This is a genomic window from Neobacillus drentensis (genome assembly GCF_036965425.1).
Classification (GTDB): domain Bacteria; phylum Bacillota; class Bacilli; order Bacillales; family Cytobacillaceae; genus Neobacillus; species Neobacillus drentensis_F.
Genome location: NZ_JBALPP010000020.1, coordinates 46,593 through 71,436 on the forward strand (window position 1 = coordinate 46,593; position 24,844 = coordinate 71,436).

The following is a 24,844-nucleotide window of genomic DNA, read 5'->3' on the forward strand; positions in this document are numbered from 1 at the left end:
TATTAAAATTCTTCATCATTCCAATATTTTCTAAATCTTGCCCGATAGCAAGCATCACAGGTAGGAAATGTATGATCCCATGGAAGTTTCTTGCCGCAGTTTTTACATTTTTTGACGAATTTTTTGATATCGGTTTTAAGACGTTCCTGTACCTTATCACTTATTTCCTCACGCAGCCTTTCCCAATACATTGCTTCGGTCCGTTCTCCCAATCGATAAAGGAATAACAAATGCAGGCCAATTGCTTTATAGCTAAGTTCTAATTCCTCTAAACTTCGTTCTTTTACAATGGGCTCAGGCATTTGACTACCACGGATAATCGCATACATGGTATCTTCCCACTGCTGAGTAAGTAAAGGTTCATTTTTGGCAAAGGGCAGGTGTAAGAAGCCATATAAATCCGTTAGGGAAAGACGTGCTTCAATTTCTGTACCGGCAATTTTTTCATATAGAATTCGTTCTTCAGACAATGAGGCCTTTTTGGTCCCCTTTGGACTTTCAAATTTCCCCCATAGTTCAAAAAAGGTGCCAAGGTCCCGGTAATAGCGCATAAATCGTTCAAAAACTGAATTGGTCGGTGCAATAGCAAAGGAATGAACCGGCGTATCTTCCTGCAATAATAAGTTCCTCATTTTTTTTATATCGCTGGTAAATGCAACCTTTCCGACATTATAGATGCCCTTACGTCCGGCACGCCCGGCAATTTGCTTCACTTCTTGAGAATTCAAAAGACGTCTTCTTGTGCCGTCAAATTTTTCGTTTTCTAAAAAAACAATCCTGCGAATCGGAAGGTTCAACCCCATACCTATGGCATCTGTTGCCACAATGACCTTTGTTTTTCCTTTATTAAATTGCTCAATTTGTTTTTTTCTTGTTTCGGGCGGCATACTGCCATAAATCATACTTACCGAATGACCATCATTTTGCAGTCGAGAGGCCATCTCCAAAACACGTCTTCTAGAAAAACAAATAAGTGCATCACCTTTTTTAACATGTTTAATATGGAATTCTTTCGATTCGACATCTAGAGGTGTATCCCGCGTGTATTCATGAATTTCAATTTCTGAATCGCCTAAAAGTTCAAGCAGCATATTTTTTGAATTTCTGCTGCCGATAATATGTACTACTTCTGCATTTGCCTTCGTAATCGCTTTATACCAAGCAAATCCCCGGTCCTTATCCGTAATCATTTGTGCTTCATCAATGACCACCACTTCATAAAATTCCTTTTCATGAAACATTTCGACCGTACAGGAAATATGGCTGGCATTTGGATGGATTTTCTCTTCCTCACCCGTCTTCAATGAACAAGGAGTTCCTTCGGCATTTAACTTGTCATATACTTCTAATGCTAATAATCTCAATGGTGCCAAATATAAACCGCTATTAGCCTCTTTCATTTTTTCTAAAGCATGATGGGTTTTGCCTGTATTTGTTTCCCCAATATGCAGCACATAGCGGGATTGTCTTTGTAAGGAAGGATCATATTCGGCACCAAAAATGTCCTTCATGATCCTTTCTTCTTCTGCTTTTTTCCGCTCCACCTCTGCTTGTTCTTCCGCTTGCTTCCGTTCTCGTTCTTGAAGATCCTGTTCAAACCTTTCTTGATGCACAGAGAAGTCAAAGGGAATCTCCGCCAGTTTTAATAAGTCAGAAAGGTATTCAGCCTGGATATCCTCAATAAAATATCCCTCTACATCATATAGAAGTTCTGTTATACTCCCTTTCACAAAGGAGGGCGTTAATTTTTCATGAAAAGTTTCAAAAAACTCTTCCAACAGAACAGGAGGTAGCCCTTCCAATACTTTTTGAGGAATCAGTTCTGAAAGGTAATCTGAAATAAGACCTTCATAAACATAGAAGTAAGTCTGATATTCAAAGTAGCTTCTTCCCCAATTTAGCGTTTTATGGATATCTCCAGTTAATTCCTCAAAAAAAGTCCCAACTGTCGTATATGTCGAAGGGTTAAATGCACCTTCATCCTCTAATTTTTCTTCAAGAGCAAACGTATCTACAGATTTAAACTTCACATTGTTTTTTATATCGGCAGCTAGCTGCTTTGCTACAAAATATCGGACATATAAATAGAAAATCTGATATTTCTCTTCTAAAATTAGAGCAGCTTCTTCCTCAATTTCATTCTGAATATTTAGCTTTTGTTCTTCAAACTGCTGTTTCTCTTCTCTTTTAATAAAATTCTCCTTCGCTATCTGATATCGTTTTGTCCATTCCTCATCTTGATTCTGAAAGTATTCTTTTAACCATGATATAACGTTAAAAGGCTTATAGGTTCTCATTTCATCGCGAAAAAGCTTGTTGATGAGTTTGCGGTCCACTCCTTGAACTTCAAATTCTTTTTCACTTAAAAACTGCTTTTTTTCATTTTTGGGAACATCATTCGTGGATTTATTTAGCCAGACATTGATCCAAAGCTGTTCAAGATAGTGGCTTCGGTCGGTTAGATACTGCTCGAAGGATGGCCCCGATTCCTTCGTTTCCAAATATCGATCAATATCTTCAAATACTTTCATTTTTGTATGTTCTATCGCTTGAGGATAAATGGTTATTAATTTACTCATTTCGTTTTCACCTCAATATTTCTTTTTTCTAATAAGTTATGTATAATGTTAGTATAGATTCTCATATAGTAAAAAAGACCGAGCATGACTAAACGACTCGGTCATGCAATAGCTGTTTCCCTCAGGGGAATCGGCATATAAGGCAGTAATCCACCGCTTATGCTTGCCGGCTCAAGGGTGGATTATTTTTTTTTGTGGAAAGACAGAACCGTGACAATGAGACTAGCAAAGGAAATAGCTAACATCAATGCTTGAAAAACTGTCAAAAGCATCACCTCCTTCCAATCGGAAGTGTGCCGCCCACCCTTGAGAAATTCAATTCTATTGCATTTTTAATTATAGCATTTATCTCTTTGTCGAACAAGTGTTCTGTTAAATGTTATGTAAATCGCAATATCGGTCCACTAGGTCCTCGATTTGATCTAATTCAGGAAATTTTCCAGAAAACTGAAATTGAATTTCCTCTATGAAATGATCTTTGTTGTAAACATGTATAGCTCCATTTTGTTGAATGATGCTATACTCTGGTACAAACCGGTACCCGTTCCGTTCGATTGCCCCCATATCATAACTCCCTTTTCCATGATTTTTTTTAGTATAAGCAGAAAATAAAAGTATAATCCCATTAAAAGAGACGGTACCTATTAAGGTACCGTCCTAGTTTATAGTTAAGCAGTTGTATATACCTCTTCCTTATTTAACTCATGACGAATTGTTGCCTGTGCAGCTGCTAATCTTGCAAGCGGTACGCGGTACGGCGAACAGCTGACATAATCTAAGCCTGTTCGGTAGCAGAAATCAATTGAACTCTTTTCACCGCCATGTTCACCACAGATACCTGTTTTTAACGATGGCTTTGTGCTGCGGCCAAGCTTTACGCCTGTTTCTACAAGCTTACCAACCCCATGCTGGTCAAGTACTGCAAACGGATTTTCTGGGAGTACTTTGTTTTCAATATACGCCTGCAGGAATTTTCCTTCGGCATCATCACGGCTGTATCCGAAGGTTGTTTGTGTTAAATCATTCGTTCCAAAAGAGAAGAAATCCGCTTCTTCAGCAATTTGATCAGCCGTCAATGCAGCACGAGGGATTTCAATCATCGTTCCTATTGTATATTGGAACGTTTTCCCTGTTTCCTCTTGAATCTTAACTGCCGCATCAATAACCAGCTGGCGCATCTGCTTTAATTCATTCACATGGCCAACAAGCGGAATCATGATTTCCGGCTGTACTTCCATCCCTTTTTCTGCAAGTTTTGCTGCCGCATAGAAAATCGCCTTCGCTTGCATATCATAAATTTCCGGATGAATCATACCAAGACGGCAGCCGCGGTGGCCGAGCATTGGATTGAATTCATCTAATTGTCGAACCTTTTTAAGCAAAAGTTCTTTTTTCTTCAATTCAGGAGATTGCGGGTCTAAAATTTGCAGCTTTGTCACTTCTACTAAAAGTTCCTCTTTATCTGGTAAAAATTCATGTAATGGCGGATCTAGTAAACGGATGGTTACCGGGAAGCCTTGCATCGCTTCAAAAATCCCTTCAAAGTCGCCCTGCTGCATTGGCAGAAGCTCGTCTAGTGCTTCCATTCTTTCACTGTAATGCTCCGCTAGTATCATTTTTTGAACAATTGGAATCCGCTTCAGGTCCATAAACATATGTTCCGTTCGGCAAAGGCCAATTCCCCCTGCCCCAAATTCAAACGCTTTTTTTGCATCCTCTGGATTATCGGCATTAGCTCGAACACCCAATTTTCGTTCTTGGTCGGCCCAAGCCAGCAGCAGCTGGAATTCATCTGAAAGCTCAGGGTCGATCATAGGAATTTCTCCTAGCATAATTTCGCCCGTTGAACCGTCGATGGTAATAATGTCGCCATAATGAACAACAGTTTCACCAACCGTAAATTGTTTGGCTTTTAAGTCAATTTTCAACGACTCACAGCCGCAAATACAAGCTTTCCCCATTCCGCGAGCAACAACTGCTGCGTGGCTCGTCATTCCACCGCGGCTTGTTAAAATCGCTTGAGAAGCTACGATTCCATGAATATCATCAGGTGTTGTTTCCGGACGAACGAGAATTACTTTTTTCCCATCATTCCCTAAAAGTTCTGCTTCATCGGCATCAAAGACTACCTTACCTGTTGCCGCACCTGGGGATGCGGGTAAGCCTTTTGCTAAAATTCTTTTTTCAAATTTGTCATCAATGCGGCGGTGCAGCAATTGATTTAATTGATCGGGATCGACGCGAAGAAGCGCTGTTTTCTTATCAATAATGCCTTCTTCAACCATTTCAACGGCAATTCGAATTGCCGCTTGAGCCGTACGCTTGCCGTTGCGGGTTTGAAGAATGAAAAGTTTGCCCCGTTCAACCGTAAATTCAATGTCTTGCATTTCTTTGTAATGCTGCTCAAGTCGTTTGCAGGTATCAGCAAATTGCTTGTAAACCCCAGGCATTTCATCCTTTAAAGTGGCAATTGGCTGCGGTGTACGAATTCCGGCCACCACATCCTCACCTTGGGCATTAATTAAGTATTCACCATAAAGAACGTGTTCTCCAGTGGAGGGATTTCTAGTGAACGCAACGCCTGTTCCCGAATCATCTCCCATGTTGCCAAACACCATACTTTGAATATTAACAGCTGTTCCAAGATGATCAGCTATTTTATTGAGACGGCGGTAAACAATCGCCCGCTGGTTATTCCAAGAGTTAAATACGGCATTAATGGCAAGGAAAAGCTGCTCTTTTGGATCCTGTGGGAAGTCTTTTCGCGTATGCTTTTTGACAATTCCTTTGTACCCGGCAATAACCTCCTGCCAGTCCTCTGCAGTCATTTCAGGGTCAGAGGAATAGCCTTTTTGTTCGCGGGTTTCTTCTAAAAACTGTTCGAAGAAATACGTGTCGATTTCAAGAACGACATTACTAAACATTTGAATAAAACGACGGTACGAATCAAAGGCAAAACGAGCATTATTCGTTAATTTTGCCATTCCGACTACTGTTTCATCATTCATCCCTAGATTCAAAATGGTATCCATCATCCCAGGCATGGAAAAAACTGAACCAGAACGAACAGATACGAGTAAAGGATTTTGCGGGTCACCTAATTTTTTGCCCATTTTTTCTTCTAAAAGGGTAAGAGCTTCTATAGTTTGCTTTTCTACGATTGTTGGAATGGTTTTGCTAGCTTCATAGTAGGCATTACATGCTTGCGTCGTAATCGTAAAGCCATACGGGACTGGCAAGCCAATCCGAGTCATTTCTGCTAGATTTGCTCCTTTTCCACCCAACAATTCTCTCATATCGCCATTACCCTCGTGAAATAAGTAAACGAATTTCTCCATGATTAAAAGCTCCTCTCTTTTTTCAACACATCTAAAATTAACCCCGCAGTTTCCTCTACTGCTTTATTTGAAACGTCAATAATTGGGCAGCCAACCCGCTTCATAATTTTTTCAGCATGATCGAGTTCGTCTAAGATTCGCTGGAAGCTTGCATAATTTGCCTGCGATCCGAGCCCCAAAGCCTTTAAGCGCTCCTTGCGAATTTCGTTTAATTTATCTGGTGATATGATTAAGCCGATACAATTCTTCCGTGGAACTTGGAACAATTCATCTGGCGGCGGTACTTCAGGAACTAATGGTACGTTTGCGACCTTAAAGCGTTGATGAGCTAAATACATCGATAAAGGTGTTTTGGAGGTCCTTGAAACTCCGATCAGGACTATATCAGCTTTGGTAATCCCCCTTGGATCACGTCCATCATCATATTTTACAGCAAATTCAATTGCTTCAATTTTCTTGAAATATTCCTCATCCAGTTTTCTCATTAACCCTGGGCGATGATGTGGCTGCTTATTGAACCTTGTTACAAATGCATTCATCAAGGGGCTAAGCAAATCAACTGCTAAAATACCCTCATCGGAAGCACGTTGATCTATATATTCCTTTAAGGAAGGAATAACAATGGTATACGCAATAATGGAGTGACCCCTTTTTGCCAGCATGATGACGTCTTCAATATCCTCAAAGTCATCTACATAGGAATTGCGGCGAATTTCAACCTGTCCTCCATTAAATTGTGTTGCCACTGCTTTTACTACAAACTCAGCCGTTTCCCCTACTGAGTCAGAAACTACATAGACAACCTCTTTCTGTACCAAAATGGCGCCTCTCCCCTTAGTGTGATTTTTCTTCCATAATTTCTAAATAGGCTTTCGTAATCGTCGTTTTTGTAATTCGTCCCACAAGCAAATATGTATTCTTTTGCTCTTCCTTTACAACTGGTAAGGAGTCTATGTGGTTATTAATCATTTTTTTCGCAGCTTCAAGCAGAGTTTCATCTGGATGAATGGTGATGATATTCGGCATCCTCGTCATGATCACACTGACTGGTAATTCATGAAGATTCCTGTTTCCTAGTGATGCTCTGAGCAGATCTTTACGGGAAATCACCCCTGCCAAATGCCCTTCTGTATCTACGGCATAAAGGGTACCAACATCTTCTAAAAATAATTGGACTATAGCGTCGTAAACTGAAGTCGATTTTTCAACTACAATTGGATGTGCTTTGTAGTCCGTCACTTTTTGATGGATAAATTCCTTAGCTTGAAGCTTAACTTCATAATTATCATTAAAAAAATAACCGACTCTTGGTCTTGCATCCAAATTTCCTGACATGGTTAAAATGGCGAGATCTGGCCGTAATGCTGCCCTTGTTAAAGATAATTTCTCGGCAATTTCTTTCCCCGTTATTGGTCCATTCTGTTTCACAATTTCAAGGATCTCATCTTGGCGTTTCGTTAGTTTAATCATTAACACCCCCTCACTTTTCCATTATGTGGTCCTATTTTATAGGATAATTTTAAATGTGTTATACTTATTTGTATATAGTATATTACATTTAACACAAATTCGAAACAATAACTTATACTTTTTTTAACAAAACAGAAAACTTTCTTTTCTAAATATTCGGATTACATTTTTTTTAAAAAATTCCCGCTATTGAATGCGGGACTATTTCTGACAATTAGGACAATAAAAAGTTTTCCTAGAAGAAATCATTTCTTCGATGATTGTCGCTCCACACCTTGTACATGCCTCACCTTTTCTGTCATAAACTTTGCGTATTTTATAAAAGCTTCCAGTTAACTTGTCGCCATTATAAAAAGGATTTTCAAGGTATCCTCCATGCTTTAGGGCTTCCTGCAGGACAAATTTCATGGATTGGTATAACTGACTTCGCCCCACATCGTTAATGTCATCTATATCTTTTGTTGGTAAAATCTTTGCATCGAAGCATATTTCAGCAGAATAGCAATTGCCAATACCAGCAATGAATTCTTGATCCAGCATCGTTGTTTTCAAGCGACCATGTTTTTTTTTGATTCTTAATAAAAAATCATTTACTGTGAAATCGTTTGACAGAGGTTCAGGGCCCAAATGGGAAAGCTCCTTTTCAACTTCTGATTGACTATAGAGATGAAGATATCCTAGTCTTAAACCGATAAAATACAAATGATTTTGCCCAAACGATAACCGGATTTGAACCGTTCGTTTTGGTTTTTCCGCTTCAGTTCCATAAAACATCCAGCCTCCGAGCATTAAGTGTAAAAGAAGGATTTGTCCATTTTGCAGTTGAAAAAGCAAATGCTTACCACGCCTGCTTATATTGAGGACCTTTTGCTGCTTAATGGTATTGATAAATAGTGTTGGATTAAGATTAATTGATTTTTCCCTATTTACTTGAACATCGGTAATAATCTGACCAGCTATTTTTTCGTTTAACAAGATTTTATAGTTTTCCATTTCCGGAAGTTCTGGCATCTCATGCTCCTCCATTTTAAAGATTGATTCCTCCGAATTATTTTCCCCAAAGACACAAAAAAACCGAACAAAATTGTTCGGTTTCTCTAAAACGAAATGATGGGCCTAAATGGACTCGAACCATCGACCTCACGCTTATCAGGCGTGCGCTCTAACCAGCTGAGCTATAGGCCCAAATGAATGGAGCGGGTGATGGGAATCGAACCCACAACATCAGCTTGGAAGGCTGAGGTTTTACCACTAAACTACACCCGCATATTTATTTTTCAACGACGAATGTAATTATAGCAGTAATTTATTTATTTGTCTATATCCAATTAGTAAAAGGTCTTTTGATTAACCGAACACTAATTTTATTTTGGTATCCGTTCAATCAAATTAACTCATTTTGGAAGTCCATGGAGTTGATTGGCGATTTTTAAATAGTAGTCATTAATTTCTCTAATTCCAATTACATGAGCTTCACTTATTCCAACAAAATCAAAGTGATCCCAAGTATATTGAACAGGATAATAGTTCCATACTCCCTTTTGAATCGTGCCGTCAAAAAGCTTATTTGCCTGTCCGAATGGAAATTTGGAAGATTTCACATTTACAATTCCATCATTTTGCCACCAAGACTTGTCAATCACAGGTGAAGGGTTTGTTCTTGTATAAGATCCAATGAACAGACTTGAATCCCATAACAGAGGGGTCATGGTTGGCAGCGGATAATAATGACCAGTCAAAAGTCCTTTATAAGAGGCATCTCCAGTATAGGAAAAATAGTAAACATCTTGCTGGGTTTTCACCCAGTTGTTAAGTTCAGCAGCTCCGACAGTGTTTAAATCATACGAACTTATATCTTTACTTGTCCAAACTGAGCTGTTCATGACACGATTCATATAAGTAAGGAAGGATTCTTCAGGGTTTCGTTTCAATCCCCATTGGTCCATCTTGAAATCATAAACGATATTGTCTCCGCCTGCCCCTGATAGGGCGGCAAAATTAGTAACCATACTTTTAACAAGCGTTTTTACTCTTTCTGCATCCGCATACGTGGAACCATTATTGGGAGTAGCGAGAGTTGTAACACTATGGACCCAATGCTTCCCCCCTTCAAAAAGTGGAGAAATTCCTTCCTCAGGGTGCTCCTTATAATATTCTTTTTCGGACTTACTTCCATTTCCCAATAGTTCTGTCAGCGTTCGGATAGTTTGTCCGCCCATACTATGCCCAACAAGATGAATTTTATTTTTACCATTCCATTCGCTATAGAGGCCAGGAAAAGTCTTTCCATACCTTGCGTGCCCAAATTCTTTTGCATGGGCAGCCCCATAGTCAACCGTCCCTCCTTTAATATAGTAATAGAGTTCCACTGCCCTATCCCAGTTACTAGAAATTGGTCCAACCGCAGCAGTATACGTTCTGTGTCCGCTGTTATTCAAATATTGTTCTAGGTCATTTATGCCTCCCCAATATTTGAAACCAAACAATTCATCTCTTCCCCATCCTGTTAGTCCATGTACCAATACAATTGGATAATCATTACCGGAAGATTCAGCTGTTGAAGACGATTCAGCACTTGCTGAGAAAGCTGGCATGAGCAAGCTGCAGAAGAAAAGTGATGATAAGACATACCTCATTTATGATACCCCCTTCGATAAATATTTATAATTTTCTGAATTACAGTTTTATTTTAAAAGAAAACAAATAAAAAAGGACCCTACAAATGTAGGAATCCTTTTATACTATAAATTTCCATTCATTTATTCATTGCGTTTTTCGGAAACAAACGACAATATTCATGGGTTAAAATACCTATTTTTACTGTTATCTACTAGTGAAGCATTTCGGAATAAGAGTTATGATTACCCTTGTTAGAAATTGAACGTTACGAAATACATTCATTGGAGTTGACATATATTGAATAACCTATTAATGAAAAAGGATTTATCGGCAGAACAACTTGCTATGGTAAATAGTGAAATGAACAAAAAACAAAAATCAAAGGGAATTGCTTATGCTCTTTGGTTCTTCTTAGGTACTTTCGCTGGACACCGTTTTTATTCAGGTGATATCGGACGAGCGATCCTAATGCTATTATTTGGATGGGCGACATTATTTATTTGGAATTTTGTTGATGTATTCTTCATTGGAAAAAGAATTGAACAAAAAAATGAAGAACTTGAAAACAATATTATTAGGACTGTTAAAGCTTTATCAAACAACAAAGGCACTGCTAGTGCATGATATTAAACAAAATGGAATGTTATTAGGGTAGTTCCTTAAAAGGAACTACCCTTTTTGAGCGTTACTCTTTAGAACTGATTCGTTTCTTTAATTAGTGTCAGAAACGGGTGGTCATAATTAAAAACTTATTACAAACCACCTGTTGAACAAGTGGTTTCATTAAGCCTTCTACCCAACTGCTAAATGATAGATGTCAATATTATGGTGATGTAGATTCTATCAACATTTTATTGATTTTCCTGTGTTATCAGGCTAATAATTTTAATATGGTATTAAGCAGAACAGAAAGTCCCGCTTCAATATCTTCCTCAGATGCGAATTCATCCGGATGATGACTGAGTCCTTCCTTACAGCGCACAAAAATCATGCCGGTATCTACAATTTTAGCAATAGCCATCGCATCGTGCCCTGCACCGCTTACTAGACGAAGCGGGTCCATGTGATGTTCTTCCAGAACAGATTCGATAATATTGATAAAATGGGATGAACAGTGGACTGCTGGGGATTCCATAACCAGATGGAATTCACATGTCAATTTCCTGCGGTTAGCAATTTGCTGACATTCTTCTTGAATACGTTTTAACGCTACCTCCCTAGTAGCATCATCGATTGAGCGCAGGTCCAGCGCCCCTTCCACCAAACCAGGAATAACATTGCTTGCTCCCGGATAAACGTTCAGCTTTCCAACGGTCGCTACCAGTGATTCGTATTGAAGAGCAATCCGTTCCACGGCTTGAATCATTTCTGCAGTCCCCGCAAGTGCATCTTGGCGCATCGCAACCGGTACTGTCCCCGCATGGCCAGCCGACCCTTTCACGCGAAACTCTAGCCGGGATTGACCCGCTATACCACTTACGGATGAGCAGGACTGATTCTTCTTTTCTAATACCGGACCTTGCTCGATGTGAAGTTCAAGATATCCTAGGATTGAATTTGGGTCCCTTGCCGCTAATCGATATAGAGAGGGATCCATTCCGATTTCCCGCATTGCCTTTGCTAATGTAACGCCATCCTTATCCACAGCTTCCAAATCTTCCTCCAGAAAGTTTCCAGCAATCGCCCGGCTTCCGAGAAGCGTTGTATGAAAGCGGGTCCCTTCCTCATCACAAAATGCAATAACTTCGATAGGGTGTTTCGGGTATATACCCTTCTCATGGAGAATTTGCACAGCTTCAATTCCTAAAATCACTCCAAGAATGCCGTCATATTTGCCGGCTTCGACTACCGTATCTAGATGGGAACCAATCAGAAGAACAGGAGCTTCTTCTTGAGTTCCTTCATATCTTCCTACAACGTTATTCAGAGCATCCCTTCTTACAATCATCCCTGCTTCTTCCATCCAATGGCTAACTAATCGGTTAGCCTCCTCACTTTCTTTAGTAAAGGAAAGACGTGTTACACCTCGCTCGGTTAAACTAATCTTTGACAAATCATCAAGACGTCCAATAATGCGATCTATGTTCCTTATTTGAGATAGGCCAAACATATTCCATTTCTCCTTTATATGAAACTTGACCTAAGTAGTCTAGCACCCACTTTTTTGCTTGAAAGTATGTTTAATAGATTCTATAGCGCCCCTAGAAATTAATCCAGCCCTGCATGTATTGAGGTACAAGCTGGGAATGTTTTTATAAGTATGTTACTTATTTTTTTAATAGATCGTAAAGAGTTAAAGCTACAATTTTTGTGGCCTTCACCAAGTCATCAATACGGACATGCTCATCGGCTCTGTGACCGTTTGCTTCCAATAAGGTTTTAGGCCCCGCTCCAAACATAACAACCGGTATACCCGCTTCATAAAAATGCCTGGCATCGGCATAAAGCGGAACCCCATGGATTTCAAGTTCTCCATCCATGATTTCTTTCCAATTAGCCCCTAAAGTATGGATCAATGGTTCATCCTCCGGAACCGGTCCAAAGCTATTTGCTAAAAGAATTCGCTCTACTTCTACTTCAATGCCTTCGTAATCACGAATAGCCTGCTCAACCACCCGCTGGATTTCCTTTTCCGCTTGATCACTGTTCTCTTCCGGAATAAGACGCCGATCCAAACGAATAGTACACCGGTCAGGAACCACATTAGTATTAATTCCCCCAGAGATTAAACCTACTACTAACGTTGGGGATTCAATTCCCGAGACGGATGATTTGACTTTGCTAAGTGTCTCGCGATATACATACAAGGAGTGGAGTATTGCGCTCATTGCCTGAATTGCATCAGACCCCGTATGTGGCGCCGCAGCATGAGCTGATCTCCCCTTTACCCGAATTTCCAAGTGCAGACATCCATTATGGGCGTTGACAATGGAGTGCGTGAACCCTGCTGCAATAGCCATATCTGGTTTAATAAACCCCCTATCCAGTAACCACTTTGGACCAATTTCTCCTCCTGTTTCTTCATCGAACGTAAAAGCCAAAGATACCTTTCCATTCAATTCTTCTGCCACGGTACGAAGTGCCAATAGGGCATAAGTATAGGTAGCGATATCTGACTTAGACACAGCTGCTCCTCTACCATAAAGTTTCCCATCTACAATTTCTCCTCCATATGGGTTATATGTCCATCCCATTCCGGGAGCAACTACATCCCCATGGGCATTCAAGGCAATTTCAGGGCCTTTTCCCTTTCCAAAGGAGGTGGTTGAAATTACATTAGCTACACGGATCATCCCGCTAGTTTTGACTTCTTCCGAATCTACGTTTAAGAATTGGACATCATCGAATTGGAAATCCTTTAACCTCTTATGAAGATGATCAGCTATAGCATAACAATCTCCAGGTGGGTTATCGGACGGGATTGCAACAAGCTCTTGTAGAAATTGAATAATTTGCTTCTGATTGTTTTCTACCCATTGTAGTATTTCTATTTTGGCTCCATTCAAAGTTATTTCTCCTTTACATAAATTATTAAGTCACAAACCACATTCAAGCGGTGGTTTGATTTAGCCCAACATCAAAACAGGTAAGGTACCTGGTAACAGTGCGTATTCGTTCATCAATATCTCCCAATAGGGACAGAGGCGATTCGGATAGCGGCATTCCTTTCGAAAGCCACGTCGCTACTTCAGTAATTTCGTTATCTGGATGTGTGTCAAACCAACCCTCTTTCAAGAACGGCGTATCAAGTTCGGCGCGATGGATTTCCCCCCAATACCAGGCATCTGGGTCACTTGTGCTGATTCGGGTAATCAGGGCTGGCCAGTCGATGCACCCCTTACCAACTGGACAAAGCAACCGGGAGTAGCCTCGACCGCTCCATAAGAGATGTGCATCGTCAACGTGGACTTGCCAAATGCGACCTGCTAGACGTTCCGCTGCTGCTGTCGGATCCTCCATCCGTACGATTAGATTAACAGGATCGAACGCAACGCCGAATAGATTGGAATCGAGTCCTTCGAGCAGTCGACGAACCTCCCAGGAAGTGATTTCCTCGTGAGTCTTAATCAGCACCCGGGAGCCTAGCGAACGGAGGTCGGGTTCAAGTCGTTTCAAGAAAGAGGAGACCACTGCCAACTGATCAGACCATGCCACCGATTGATTAAAGCGATCTTCTTCCATACCAACAACCAGCATCACATTCGGTTGTCCGAGCTGGAGAGCTGCCTCTGTCAACTTAAGCAAACCTTTGGCAAGGTCCCCGTTTCCGACTTTCAAAGCATCAGAGGATCGTTCAGGCCGATAGGGATTCAGCATCCCGAGCTGGAGACCAAGCGTGATGCCTGATTCCTGTGCAACTTGCCGGATGTCCTCCAATTCCCACCGGTCCAATGTCGGACTGGCTTTGAGGGCATTCCCAATGAAGGAACCTTTTAGCTTATGATCGAGTGTCTTTTGAATGGAGTCCCTAACATCAAATGATGAACCGCAGAGATCCTTCGCAAATATTCCAACTCTTTCAGGTAAATTTTCAAGCATGGGCCCTATCCCCCCTTGTGATACCAAGCTCCAGACAGATATTTTCAATGTGCTGTTTTGAATACTCGATACATTGGATGGCTTCAGGATACTCAAAGGTATCTGAGTTATGCTGCTGCCAGCTCTTGACCATTCCATTACGGATTCGTTCAGTGAACTCACGAACGAGTTCAAAATAGGCGGCAAATTCTTCTCTTGAAAGGTCAGGATGTCCTGCGATCCATTCTGGGTTATAAAGTTCTAGAAAGTGCGGCTCACCTTTTACCGCGCCCAATCGTGGAGGATCACATTCAATTGTTAAGTTAAGGTCAGGGCGATATTTGTTCAGTTCAGTAAGCACCGCAGTAAAATCGACAAGACCTGATCCGATCATACGTGACTGGTAATATGCACCATCTTCTATAAGTTCAACATAAGCGTCCTTTAGGTGTGTTTGACGTACGTACGGAGCAATGCGCTTAGCGGCATACACCGGATGCTCACCCCGAATATGGATGTTACCTGTGTCAAAGACTATCCCTACAACATCCTCACCGACAGCTTCAATAAGTCGGAGAATTTCAAATGTTGTAATCTCCTCGTGCGTCTCAAGATTCAAGTGGATCCCGAGATCCAAAGCAATGGGCTTAAGCTTCATCATAAAGCTCCGTGTGGCCTCTAGTTGCTCTTCCCAGGACACATCTGTTCTGAAGCGGTCTGTAGTGAATCGACCTCTATATTGTTGTTTTATCCCGGCAGTGGAAATCCAAAGCTCTCTAATATCGAATTCTGCGCAAGCCTCCATCATTCTACGAAATCCGAGTAAAGTATCCCCATCACCGATATCTCGTATCTCAGGTGTTTCGGGAAGTGCAAAGGGATTTACCTTACCAAGACCTGCTTCAAGATAGAGCCCGAGCTCGTCGGCACGCTGACGGACTTCACGGATCACCGATTTGTCGAGTTTCGGGCTTACATCTAGGATGGTTCGAAAAAACACCCCTTCCATCCCAAGACTTTTGGCATGATCGAGAGTGCCTAAAGGTCCTCTCACCTTTGATTCTGGTATTTTTCTACCATCAATTCCAATACGCATCGCTAAAACATCCTTTCCCGATTTCCCTTTTTATAAAATATTTAGTGGATTCTGAATATTTTGTGTGGAAATTTGACAAACCTGCTGTCCTATTATCTCCGACTACTGCGGAGTCACCTGCTCAACTATGTCTCAGTTCTGGCTGTATAACGATTGGATGATTTTCATACACTTGATTCTTACTTACTTATGGTGGTATTTAGTAACTCATCGGCTCTGCAGCATGAGCAAAAGTGGCTATTTCCAAATTCCTTGAGCTCTAAATCTTGACCTATACATTGTGCCTGACTGTACAAACATCGTTTTGCAAACCTGCAGCCAGGTTCAGGATCAATTGGACTTGTCAGTTCTCCAATAAGTTTAACTCGCTGCATCTTTTGACGTATGTTCGGGGCGGGTATTGCAGAAAGCAATGCTTGTGTATAGGGATGAACAGTCTTTTTAAACAATTCATCTGATTCTGCAATTTCAACAAGCTGCCCAAGATACATAACCGCTATCTTGTCTGAAAAATATTTAACGACGGATAAATCATGGGTGATAAATAGATAAGTCAGCCCATATTCAGCCTGAAGGTCCTTAAGCAAATTCAGAACCTGGGCCTGTATCGAAACATCCAAAGAAGATACTGGTTCATCGCAAACAATAAACTGTGGATTCAAGGAAAGAGCCCTTGCAATTCCAACACGCTGCCGCCGTCCCCCATCAAGTTCGTGGGGATAAGAATTGATAAATCTTTTACTTAATCCAACAACATCCATTAAACGTCTGACTTCGGAATCAAGTTCTGCCCGCTTTACTTTTTTATAGATTAAGAGCGGTTCTCCAATAATTTCACCAATGGACATCCTCGGATTTAGTGAGGCAAATGGGTCCTGAAATATAATTTGCAGATCTTTTCGCAAGTCATGAATCTGCTTCTTATTCATTTTACAGATGTCTTGCCCATTGAAGAGTATTTCCCCGCTTGTCGCTTGATGAAGCCCTAATATTAAGCGTCCTATTGTTGACTTCCCGCAGCCTGATTCGCCTACAAGACCCAATGTTTGACCGCGCTTAATACTGAAAGAAACATCATCGACGGCATGAAGTGTTCCGTTTTTCGATTTAAAATGTTTTTTAAGGTTCTTAACCTCCAGAATATTATCTGACATAATTGACTTCCTCCATAAACTCCGTAGAATCAAGCTTGCCCTCGTGGATAAGACAATTCACTATATGAGTTCCTGCAACATTCGTCATGGCCGGTTTCATTTTCGTACAGACTTCATTCATGTACGGGCAACGCGGATGGAATTTACAACCCGATGGCAAGTCTGTAGGATCCGGCATCTGCCCTTTTATCGGCTTTAATCTATCAACCTTTTCATCCAGCGCAGGAATTGATCTAAAAAGGCCTACCGTATAGGGATGTTTTGGATGTTCAAACACTTCCTCAACCGTTCCGATTTCCACAATCTCACCAGCATACATAATGGCGACTCTATCACATACCTGAGCAACAACACCGAGGTCATGCGTAATGAGAAGAAGCGAAGTGTTCAACTTCACTTTCAAATCATTCATCAATTCAAGCACCTGTGCTTGAATCGTCACATCAAGCGCTGTCGTTGGTTCATCCGCCAAGATAAGTTTTGGCGAACATGCGATACTCATGGCGATGACAACCCGCTGCTTCATTCCTCCTGAAAATTGATGTGGAAACTCATCATACCGATCCTTAGGAATACCGACCATTTCCAACATATCAGCAGCCTTTTGCTGTGCTTCCGTTTTACTGCATTTCTCATGGAGATAAATTACTTCCGCAATTTGGTCGCCAACGGAATAAACAGGATTAAGGCTGGTCATAGGATCTTGAAAAATCATGGATATTTTGTTTCCTCGGATATGACGCAGAAAATCCTTTTTCGCTTTTAGAAGGTCTTCACCCTCAAAAAGAATTTCACCGCTCGTTATTCTGCCGGGTGGGTCTGCAACAAGCTGCAAAATGCTGAGTGCTGTTGTTGATTTACCTGCGCCTGTCTCCCCCACCAGACCAAGGCTTTCTCCAGAATGTAAACTCAAATTAAGAGAGTTAACGGCATAAACAATCTCATCATCAGTTCTATACTCAACAGTGAGATCATTAATTTCAAGTAGTTTGCTACGATTCATAGTTACCTCCTAATTTTTCAATTTAGGGTCCAATGCATCACGCAATCCATCCCCAAGTAGATTGAGAGAAAGAATGGTTAACATAATCGCTATGCCAGGGAAAGCGCAAATCCACCATGCATATCGTATATACTGTCGACCGCCGCTAAGCATAGCGCCCCATTCGGGAGCAGGAGGCTGAATGCCCAGACCGATGAAGCTTAAGGCGGCAATTTCTAATATCGAACCAGCAATACACAAAGTTGCTTGAACGATTACTGGGGCCATAGAATTGGGAATGATGTGTTTAAAAATAATTCGTACACCATTTGCACCAATCGCTCTAGCCGCTTCAATAAACTCTTCGTTACGAATGGACAAAACAGATGCCCTTACGATTCTAGCAAATGGAGGTATATTTGCTATACTTATAGCAATTAACAAATTCCTCAAACTTGGGCCAAGCGCAGCTACAATGGCAATAGATAATAAGATACCGGGGATGGCTAGAAAAATATCCATAATCCGCATAATAATATTGTCAACCCTTTTACTCCCATAACCGGAAATGGCCCCAATTAAACCACCTACAACTGTTGCAATTAGGATGGTTGTAAACGCGATTGGGATTGAAACTCTCGCTCCATGAACGATTCTTGCGAGAATATCTCTTCCTAATTCATCAGTCCCAAGCCAATGTTTTGCTGATGGTGGTTGCAGCCTCTCTGCGGCATTTTGTTGAATTACTACTGTGTTATAATCAAATAAAACATTTGCAAAAGCAGCCGAAAGAATGATAAAAGTTAATATAACTAAGCCGGCAACTGCCAGTTTATTCTTCCTCAAGCGTTTCCAGATAGAAACCAATTGGGACTTTTTTTTCTTTTCCGGTAATATTTCAGATTTTTGGTTCCTACTCGGTATTATGGTTGTATTCATTCCCTACACCCTCTTCGCCTTGTACTGTGCTCTTATACGCGGATCAAAAAATGCGTACATGATATCAGTGCCTAGATTAATAACCGTAAACATTGCTGCTTTAATAAGGACAAGTGATAATACAATAGGCGTATCTTTTAATTGAATGGCCTCAACTAGAAGCCTGCCAATTCCAGGCCATGAAAAAACAGTCTCTATAACCACAGCACCGCTAATAAGAAAACCAAACTGCAACCCCGATATGGTAATGATTGGTATCATCGCATTACGAAGCGCATGTTTAATAATTACTTTATACTCCTTGAGTCCCTTTGCACGTGCTGTTCTGACATAGTCCTGCCTGATTGTTTCCAAAAGGGAAGAACGTGTCATTCGTGTAATTATGGCAAGCGAGTTTGTCCCTAAAGCAATTGCCGGTAGAACCAAGGACTTTACCCCACTGAATTCTGAAGATGGAAACCACCCTAAACCTGCGGCAAATATTATGATTAACATTAACCCAAACCAAAAGTTTGGCATTGAAACTCCTATCAAAGCTGTAAATGTTGATGTTGAATCAAATATTGAATTTTGCTTAGCTGCTGAAATAGTTCCCAATATAATACCTACCACAATAGCAAAGATTAATGCAGCGATGGCAAGAACGAGAGTATTAGGAAATCTTGCCAGAATTTCATCAAGTACTGGTTGTTTTGTTGAATAAGAAATACCAAAATCACCTTGAACCGCATTTCCGATATAATTTAAATAACGGACAATAAATGGTTTATCGAGACCGAGCTCCTTCGTCATCTCAGCATGCGCCTCAGGTGTATAGTTATCACCTAAATACATCTCAACAGGATCACCAGGAGTAAGATCCATAATGGAAAATACAATGAAACTTACCCCCAATAATACTGGAATCAGCATGGCAAGCCTGCGTAGAATAAATTTATGCATCTGGCACCCCCTAAAAATCTAATTGACGTACGTGGAAAAATCAGCTTTTATGAGATTGTTAGTTTTTTAGGTTCCATGCCGATAGGATATCGGCATGGAACTTAGAACAAATCTTATTTACCAAAATGCGTCCCATAAATGTAATGCGTTTTTCCAGGATATAAGCCGAAGCCGTTAACCTTTGACTGCATTCCTGCATTTAAATGCTCAATGGCGATTGGGATAACCGGAACTTGGTCAGCCACAATTTTCTGTACCTCTGCATAAAGCTTATTAGCTTCGTCGGGATTTGTTGTTTCACTTGCTTTATCTAACATTTCATCGACTTCTTTCGTTGCCCAGAACGAACGATTGCCTGAAAGTCCAAAGGCTTCAGAATGATAAATAGCTCTAAGCATACTATCAGGATCGATAGATGTTTTTGTCATAAAGAACAGGTCATGTTCACCCTTTCCTGTAGAAGAATAGAATGTTCCTGACTGCATCTGCTTGATTTCAACATCAATCCCAATCTTACTAAGCTGCCCCTGAACTACTTCCGCAGCACTTTTTAGAACCTGGGTATCAGGAACCCAAAGAGTTGTCTTAAAGCCATTTGGGTGCCCAGCTTCAGCGAGCAAGCTTTTCGCTTTGTCTAAATTGTAATCATACTTAACGGTATCTGGCACAGAACCAGAAAGGTTTGGTGGAAGCATGGTATTATGAGCCGGAGTTGCGATGCCATTAAAAACGATATCGATAATGTCCCTAGTGTTAAGTGCATAGGCGATTGCTTTTCTGACGCGAACATCATCAAGATTAGGCTTTTTGGTATTGAATCCAAGATAATTTACCGTTGTACTGGTAACTTCCTCCACTTTAAGATTTTTGTTGTTCTTGACTTTATCCAAATCAGTAATTGCCAAATCATAAGCTAAGTCAATTTCGCCAGTTTCAAGACCGATAGATCTGTTGATTGCTTCAGGAATATGCTTGAAAATCAATTTCTTAATTTTGGGTTCGCCCTTGTAATAATCAGGAAATGCCTCTAAAACAACATCGCCACCTAGATCCCAAGAGACAAACTTATAAGGACCGGCACCAATGGGATGTTTATTAAAATCTTTATCACTCGTAGCTGCCTTTTTGCTTACTATTGCAGCTGCATCAAGCGAAAGCCTGTACAATAGAGCATTAAAAGGTTGTTTTGTTACAATCTTAATTGTGTAATCATCGACTATAATGATGTCCTTGATAATGAGGTAATTGTAATTTACGCCTGCACTTGCAATAGCTCTTTCCAGACTAAATTTAACATCTTCAGCTTTCATTTCTTCCCCATTGTGGAACTTGACACCCTTGCGAAGATGGAAGACGGTAGTTGTTTCATTTTCTACGTCCCAAGATTCCGCAAGTGCAGGAACAATTTTCATATCATCATCAAGAGCTACAAGCCTGTCAAAAATCTGTGTTGTTACACGGTATGAAGCAAGGGTGGCTTGAATCTGAGGATCCATATAAGTTGGCGCTTCTGGAACTCCAATAGTTAGAGTATCCTTCGTATTATTTTTGCCTGTTGTACCATTTCCTGCTTGACTTGAGCAACCTGCCATAACACTGACAATCAGAATAAACACAATAAACAAAACTGAAAATCTTTTTACCATCTTTTCACACCCCTTATTTTTTTTGATTGTCTCGATAATTGGTAGTTTACCGATTTGTCTAGTATCAGTCTTACATCTAGGATGGTACGGCCCCCCCTTCAATTGGCATGGCAAAGAGTGCCTAACGGTTCTCTCGCCATTTGCTCAGACATCTTTCTAACATTAATTCCAATACGCATCGATATACCTACCTCGCTTTCCCCAAATCTTTTCTCTATAGAATTTAATAGACTCTAAGTAATTGATAGTTTTCCATCAATTGCAAAATTTATCTTTCTCCCTTTACCATGATTCATTGATATTTTCTACGATGGCACAATATAATTTGAAGATTTTTGGGAAAGAATTAATTGTCCAATAGGTTTTCCTACGATCCCTTCATCTAAGTCATAGACTAACTGCCCCCTAACGAATGTCTTGGTCACCCGGCAATCAATCTTTCTGTTGGTATACGGACTATGCTTGTGTCGATAGTAGTAGTTTTCTGTTTTTACTACATAGGATTGATTAGGATCAACCAAGATAATATCCGCGTCTTTGGAGATGGCGATTTCACCTTTCGCTCTAAGGTTGAACCTTTCGGCAGGATTGGTTGCGATCATCCGGACAAATTGGGTTACCGGCACTTTACGCTTTTTAACAGCTTCATCAAACATCAAATCTACATTGTTCTGGCATCCCGAAATTCCTCCCCACACTTCAAACATATTGTTAGTTGCACTAAACTTCATTTCGGGTGGACAAGGTGAATGATCTGAGGTTAACATATCAATTTTGGCTTGTTTAAATGCTTCCCACAATTTATCCTGTTCCACCTTACTCCGTAAAGGGGGTGAGCATTTGGCAAGGGGCCCAATAGCTTGAAACTGACGGGCCGTAATTGTAAAATAGTGCGGACATGATTCCAGGGTCACATCCTGTCCTTGATTTCGTGCTGTGATAATTTCTCCTACTGCATCTGCACTGCTAATATGCACAAAATGCAATTTACAACCCGTTTCTTTCCCTAATAATAACGCCCGCTTTACTGCATCTACTTCGGTAAAAATAGGGCGGGATGCAACAAAATCGGAGGCTGATGTTTTTCCTTGCTTGATCATTTCTAGGGCTAAACGGTCCGTAATCTCTGCATTCTCTGCGTGGATGGCTAAGACATGCTCAAGCTCGGCTAACTTTTTCATCCCTTCATAAAGCGTAAAATCATCAATATTTTTAAAATCACCTGGCAGGTCGCTTCCACATGTGGCCATGAAACACTTGTAAGCTACAACACCTGCATCAGAAAGCTCTTGCAAATTTTGTAGATTTCCCGGAACCAATCCCCCATACAAAGCATAATCTATGTAGTTCTTCCCTTTAGCTGCTGCAAGTTTTAATTCCAATGCTTCCTTTGTCGTTGTTGCCGGTAATGCATTCAAGGGCATATCGATGTAGGATGTGGTGCCTCCAGCAGCCAACGCTTTTGAACCGCTTTCAAATCCCTCCCACTCCGTGCGCCCCGGTTCACAAATATGTACATGTGCATCGACCATCCCTGGCATTACCAATTGACCTGTTGCATCAACAATCTGATCAGCAGTACCTATTAAGCACTCGGCCATGGCAACTATTTTTCCATTTTTAATGGCTATATCTGCCTTTTTCACGTTTTCCCTAAAAACGATCGTACCGTTTCGAATCATTAAGTCATACCCCATTGCTGATCTCCTCTCTTCTTTAATCCAAGAAACCTAGTGAGAAATAAAAATAGGAACAAGTAATTTTGAATATTCAGAAATTTGAACACAAAGAAAAAACTAGTTTAGCAAAATGAGATTTGCAGCCCCATTCCTTTCAAAAAGCGTCTTTTTTCATTTTTGTATTTTTTAGGGTTCATGTGGAGTTTCCAGCTTATGTAATCAGGAAAAATGAACGTAATTTATTGGGTTATAGGTGTGATCAATTTATAGCATATTTTGAAATAAGTCCGACAAAGATGCGGGTATCTGTAGGTTTTCATCAAAATGGAGGGTATCTTCAATTTCTTTCAGATGTTCTATTACCAGTTTTTCTGCAAGGTCTTCATCCCGCTGCTGAATGGCGTTGTAGATATGATGATGATGGAGACAGGTGCTTTTTTTTCCATGGCTCTCTCCATATATGGAGATAATAACAGAAGTTTGGGATATTAAGTCTTCAAGATACAGATAAAAATAAGAGTTTCTGGCAAGTTCTGCTATCTTCAAATGAAATTTTCCAGACATTTGAATCGCTTCAATGTAGTCAGCATCTTGATAAGTATTAAGTTCGACTTCAACGAGTTTCCCAAATTCATGCAATTGCTCTTCTGTTGCCAGACGACAGGCATATCGAACTGCATTGACTTCAAGAATTCGTCTCATCTCAAAAACTTCTATTGCTTCATTTACCGAGAACCAGGTCACAAACGCCCCTTTATTCTCAATAATTTTTACCAACCGTTCATATGACAACTTTCGAAGGACATTACGGACTGGAGTACGGCTCACACCAAAAGCTTCAGCGATTTCTTTCTCGACTAGCTGCATATTGGGCCGCAGTTTTTGATGAACGATTGCTTGTTTAATGTTCTTGTAAATTTCCAGTTCTTTCGAATTCATTTGTTTTTCCCTTCCCTTTTTCTAGCCTTGATGCTGGAATAAAATGTATACAATATGTGTAAAAAAGAAAAACCTTCATGTATTTTTCTATCAATACATGATTGTATGCAATCTCTTATACAACAAAGTTTACAATATTTTCTCTAAGATATCAACCTATTTTCTGAAAAATCTGATTATTATTATGATATATCTTTATGGCTGGTACAATTAACCTCTGTTACAAAGAAAGGTCTTGCTAATATAATAAATCTAACTTTTTGGTCACTTTTTAAACTCTTAGATAAGGATTTAAACACAAAAAAGCACCTTGTTTAATCTGTAGCGGATCACTACTGCTATAAAATGAAGTGGATCACACTTTTTGTTAAAATAGGGTCAACCTCCTCTATCTTTCCAGATATCCTCAAACCGAATATAGAAATGGCAAATTTGATTGGAATATCCCTTTAAGGTTGGTTTACTTCCTCCCTTCGCTTACTTCCAAAATAGAAAATTATCCATTGCATGCTGCCAAGTGATCCGTTCCATTACTGGAAAACAATACCGATGGTCAGGGTCGAAACAAGGTAATAAATAATGAGTTTATAGGGTTTCATTGAAGAATTGTGTAAAATTTGTGAAAAATATATTTGTAAATTTTAAAGCAGGTATTTAGTAATTTACCTGCTTTCTCACATTTACCCAATATCCCATCCCTTGGTTGAATATCAACTTTTCCTAATAACCTGTATTTAGTTTAATTAGCAGAGTAATTCAATTTTAGTTCATCTATTTCTTTTAGATATGCACTTTGAGCAAACTCGTATTCAGAGATTTTTCTTTCGTATTTTGAATCAAAAAAGCTTGCAATAGCCACATAAAGCATTTCCTCCTTCCAAATTCAATCATTCATTTCTTTGGTAAAAGCTCGTTAAAGATGATTTATTAAACAATCTATGTA

20 protein-coding genes and 2 tRNA genes are annotated in these 24,844 nt (G+C 40.2%); 1 reads left to right on the top strand and 21 read right to left on the bottom strand.

Annotated features, from left to right (window positions below; translation table 11 throughout):
- Positions 1 to 2: 2 nt before the first annotated feature.
- The 10 genes from V7161_RS05765 to V7161_RS05805 all read right to left on the bottom strand — a co-directional run bounded on the left by V7161_RS05765 (position 3) and on the right by V7161_RS05805 (position 10,023).
- On the bottom strand, positions 3 to 2,579 hold the full coding sequence (locus V7161_RS05765; protein WP_335443026.1) for a DEAD/DEAH box helicase: 2,577 nt from the start codon (positions 2,577 to 2,579) through the stop codon (positions 3 to 5).
- A gap of 182 nt (positions 2,580 to 2,761) precedes the next feature.
- Positions 2,762 to 2,851, bottom strand: coding sequence for a putative holin-like toxin (locus V7161_RS30370; protein WP_223590865.1), 90 nt, complete (start codon positions 2,849 to 2,851; stop codon positions 2,762 to 2,764).
- Between the two features lie 100 nt (positions 2,852 to 2,951).
- Positions 2,952 to 3,143 carry a YbxH family protein gene (locus V7161_RS05770; RefSeq protein WP_223590867.1) on the bottom strand — a complete coding sequence of 64 codons (192 nt, stop codon included), beginning with the start codon at positions 3,141 to 3,143 and terminating at the stop codon, positions 2,952 to 2,954.
- Positions 3,144 to 3,247: 104 nt separating this feature from the next.
- A complete protein-coding gene (gene ppdK, locus V7161_RS05775; RefSeq protein WP_335443028.1) occupies positions 3,248 to 5,917 on the bottom strand; it encodes a pyruvate, phosphate dikinase in 2,670 nt (889 codons plus the stop codon).
- A 2-nt stretch (positions 5,918 to 5,919) separates the two neighbouring features.
- Positions 5,920 to 6,735: a pyruvate, water dikinase regulatory protein gene (locus tag V7161_RS05780; protein ID WP_335443030.1), complete on the bottom strand. Its 816-nt coding sequence runs from the start codon at positions 6,733 to 6,735 to the stop codon at positions 5,920 to 5,922.
- 16 nt (positions 6,736 to 6,751) lie between these two features.
- Positions 6,752 to 7,387 carry a helix-turn-helix transcriptional regulator gene (locus V7161_RS05785; protein ID WP_289984960.1) on the bottom strand — a complete coding sequence of 212 codons (636 nt, stop codon included), beginning with the start codon at positions 7,385 to 7,387 and terminating at the stop codon, positions 6,752 to 6,754.
- 201 nt (positions 7,388 to 7,588) lie between these two features.
- The gene (gene mutM / locus V7161_RS05790; RefSeq protein WP_335443032.1) at positions 7,589 to 8,398 is read right to left on the bottom strand and encodes a bifunctional DNA-formamidopyrimidine glycosylase/DNA-(apurinic or apyrimidinic site) lyase; all 810 of its coding nucleotides are present in this window, start codon (positions 8,396 to 8,398) and stop codon (positions 7,589 to 7,591) included.
- 100 nt (positions 8,399 to 8,498) lie between these two features.
- Positions 8,499 to 8,572, bottom strand: a tRNA-Ile gene (locus V7161_RS05795).
- Positions 8,573 to 8,579: 7 nt separating this feature from the next.
- Positions 8,580 to 8,653 (bottom strand) — tRNA-Gly (locus V7161_RS05800).
- Positions 8,654 to 8,781: 128 nt separating this feature from the next.
- On the bottom strand, positions 8,782 to 10,023 hold the full coding sequence (locus V7161_RS05805; RefSeq protein WP_335443034.1) for an esterase/lipase family protein: 1,242 nt from the start codon (positions 10,021 to 10,023) through the stop codon (positions 8,782 to 8,784).
- 280 nt (positions 10,024 to 10,303) lie between these two features.
- Here V7161_RS05805 and V7161_RS05810 point away from each other — a divergent pair, with 280 nt between their 5' ends.
- Positions 10,304 to 10,630, top strand: coding sequence for a TM2 domain-containing protein (locus V7161_RS05810; RefSeq protein ID WP_335443036.1), 327 nt, complete (start codon positions 10,304 to 10,306; stop codon positions 10,628 to 10,630).
- A 247-nt stretch (positions 10,631 to 10,877) separates the two neighbouring features.
- Here the strand turns inward: V7161_RS05810 and V7161_RS05815 are convergent, their stop codons facing one another.
- The 11 genes from V7161_RS05815 to V7161_RS05865 all read right to left on the bottom strand — a co-directional run bounded on the left by V7161_RS05815 (position 10,878) and on the right by V7161_RS05865 (position 23,901).
- Positions 10,878 to 12,116, bottom strand: a complete 1,239-nt coding sequence (locus tag V7161_RS05815; protein WP_335443038.1) for an allantoate amidohydrolase — start codon at positions 12,114 to 12,116, stop codon at positions 10,878 to 10,880.
- A gap of 157 nt (positions 12,117 to 12,273) precedes the next feature.
- Positions 12,274 to 13,512, bottom strand: coding sequence for an ArgE/DapE family deacylase (locus V7161_RS05820; RefSeq protein ID WP_335443040.1), 1,239 nt, complete (start codon positions 13,510 to 13,512; stop codon positions 12,274 to 12,276).
- Positions 13,513 to 13,555: 43 nt separating this feature from the next.
- Positions 13,556 to 14,545 (bottom strand): sugar phosphate isomerase/epimerase family protein, encoded by a 990-nt coding sequence (locus tag V7161_RS05825; RefSeq protein WP_335443042.1) that lies wholly within the window; start codon positions 14,543 to 14,545, stop codon positions 13,556 to 13,558.
- Positions 14,538 to 15,620 carry a sugar phosphate isomerase/epimerase family protein gene (locus V7161_RS05830; protein WP_335443044.1) on the bottom strand — a complete coding sequence of 361 codons (1,083 nt, stop codon included), beginning with the start codon at positions 15,618 to 15,620 and terminating at the stop codon, positions 14,538 to 14,540. Before V7161_RS05830 ends, V7161_RS05825 begins: the two co-directional genes overlap by 8 nt.
- Before the next feature lie 179 nt (positions 15,621 to 15,799).
- A complete protein-coding gene (locus V7161_RS05835; protein ID WP_335443046.1) occupies positions 15,800 to 16,774 on the bottom strand; it encodes an ABC transporter ATP-binding protein in 975 nt (324 codons plus the stop codon).
- On the bottom strand, positions 16,764 to 17,777 hold the full coding sequence (locus V7161_RS05840) for an ABC transporter ATP-binding protein (protein ID WP_335443048.1): 1,014 nt from the start codon (positions 17,775 to 17,777) through the stop codon (positions 16,764 to 16,766). The genes V7161_RS05835 and V7161_RS05840 overlap by 11 nt, the downstream gene beginning before the upstream one ends.
- Positions 17,778 to 17,786: 9 nt before the next feature.
- Positions 17,787 to 18,695 (bottom strand): ABC transporter permease, encoded by a 909-nt coding sequence (locus V7161_RS05845; protein ID WP_335443051.1) that lies wholly within the window; start codon positions 18,693 to 18,695, stop codon positions 17,787 to 17,789.
- A 3-nt stretch (positions 18,696 to 18,698) separates the two neighbouring features.
- Complete coding sequence (nikB, locus tag V7161_RS05850) at positions 18,699 to 19,637, bottom strand: nickel ABC transporter permease (RefSeq protein WP_223588201.1); 939 nt, start codon at positions 19,635 to 19,637, stop codon at positions 18,699 to 18,701.
- 113 nt (positions 19,638 to 19,750) lie between these two features.
- The gene (locus V7161_RS05855; RefSeq protein WP_335443058.1) at positions 19,751 to 21,253 is read right to left on the bottom strand and encodes an ABC transporter substrate-binding protein; all 1,503 of its coding nucleotides are present in this window, start codon (positions 21,251 to 21,253) and stop codon (positions 19,751 to 19,753) included.
- Positions 21,254 to 21,588: 335 nt separating this feature from the next.
- A complete protein-coding gene (allB, locus tag V7161_RS05860) occupies positions 21,589 to 22,980 on the bottom strand; it encodes an allantoinase AllB (RefSeq protein WP_335443053.1) in 1,392 nt (463 codons plus the stop codon).
- Between the two features lie 246 nt (positions 22,981 to 23,226).
- Positions 23,227 to 23,901 (bottom strand): GntR family transcriptional regulator, encoded by a 675-nt coding sequence (locus V7161_RS05865; protein WP_335443055.1) that lies wholly within the window; start codon positions 23,899 to 23,901, stop codon positions 23,227 to 23,229.
- Positions 23,902 to 24,844 lie beyond the last annotated feature (943 nt).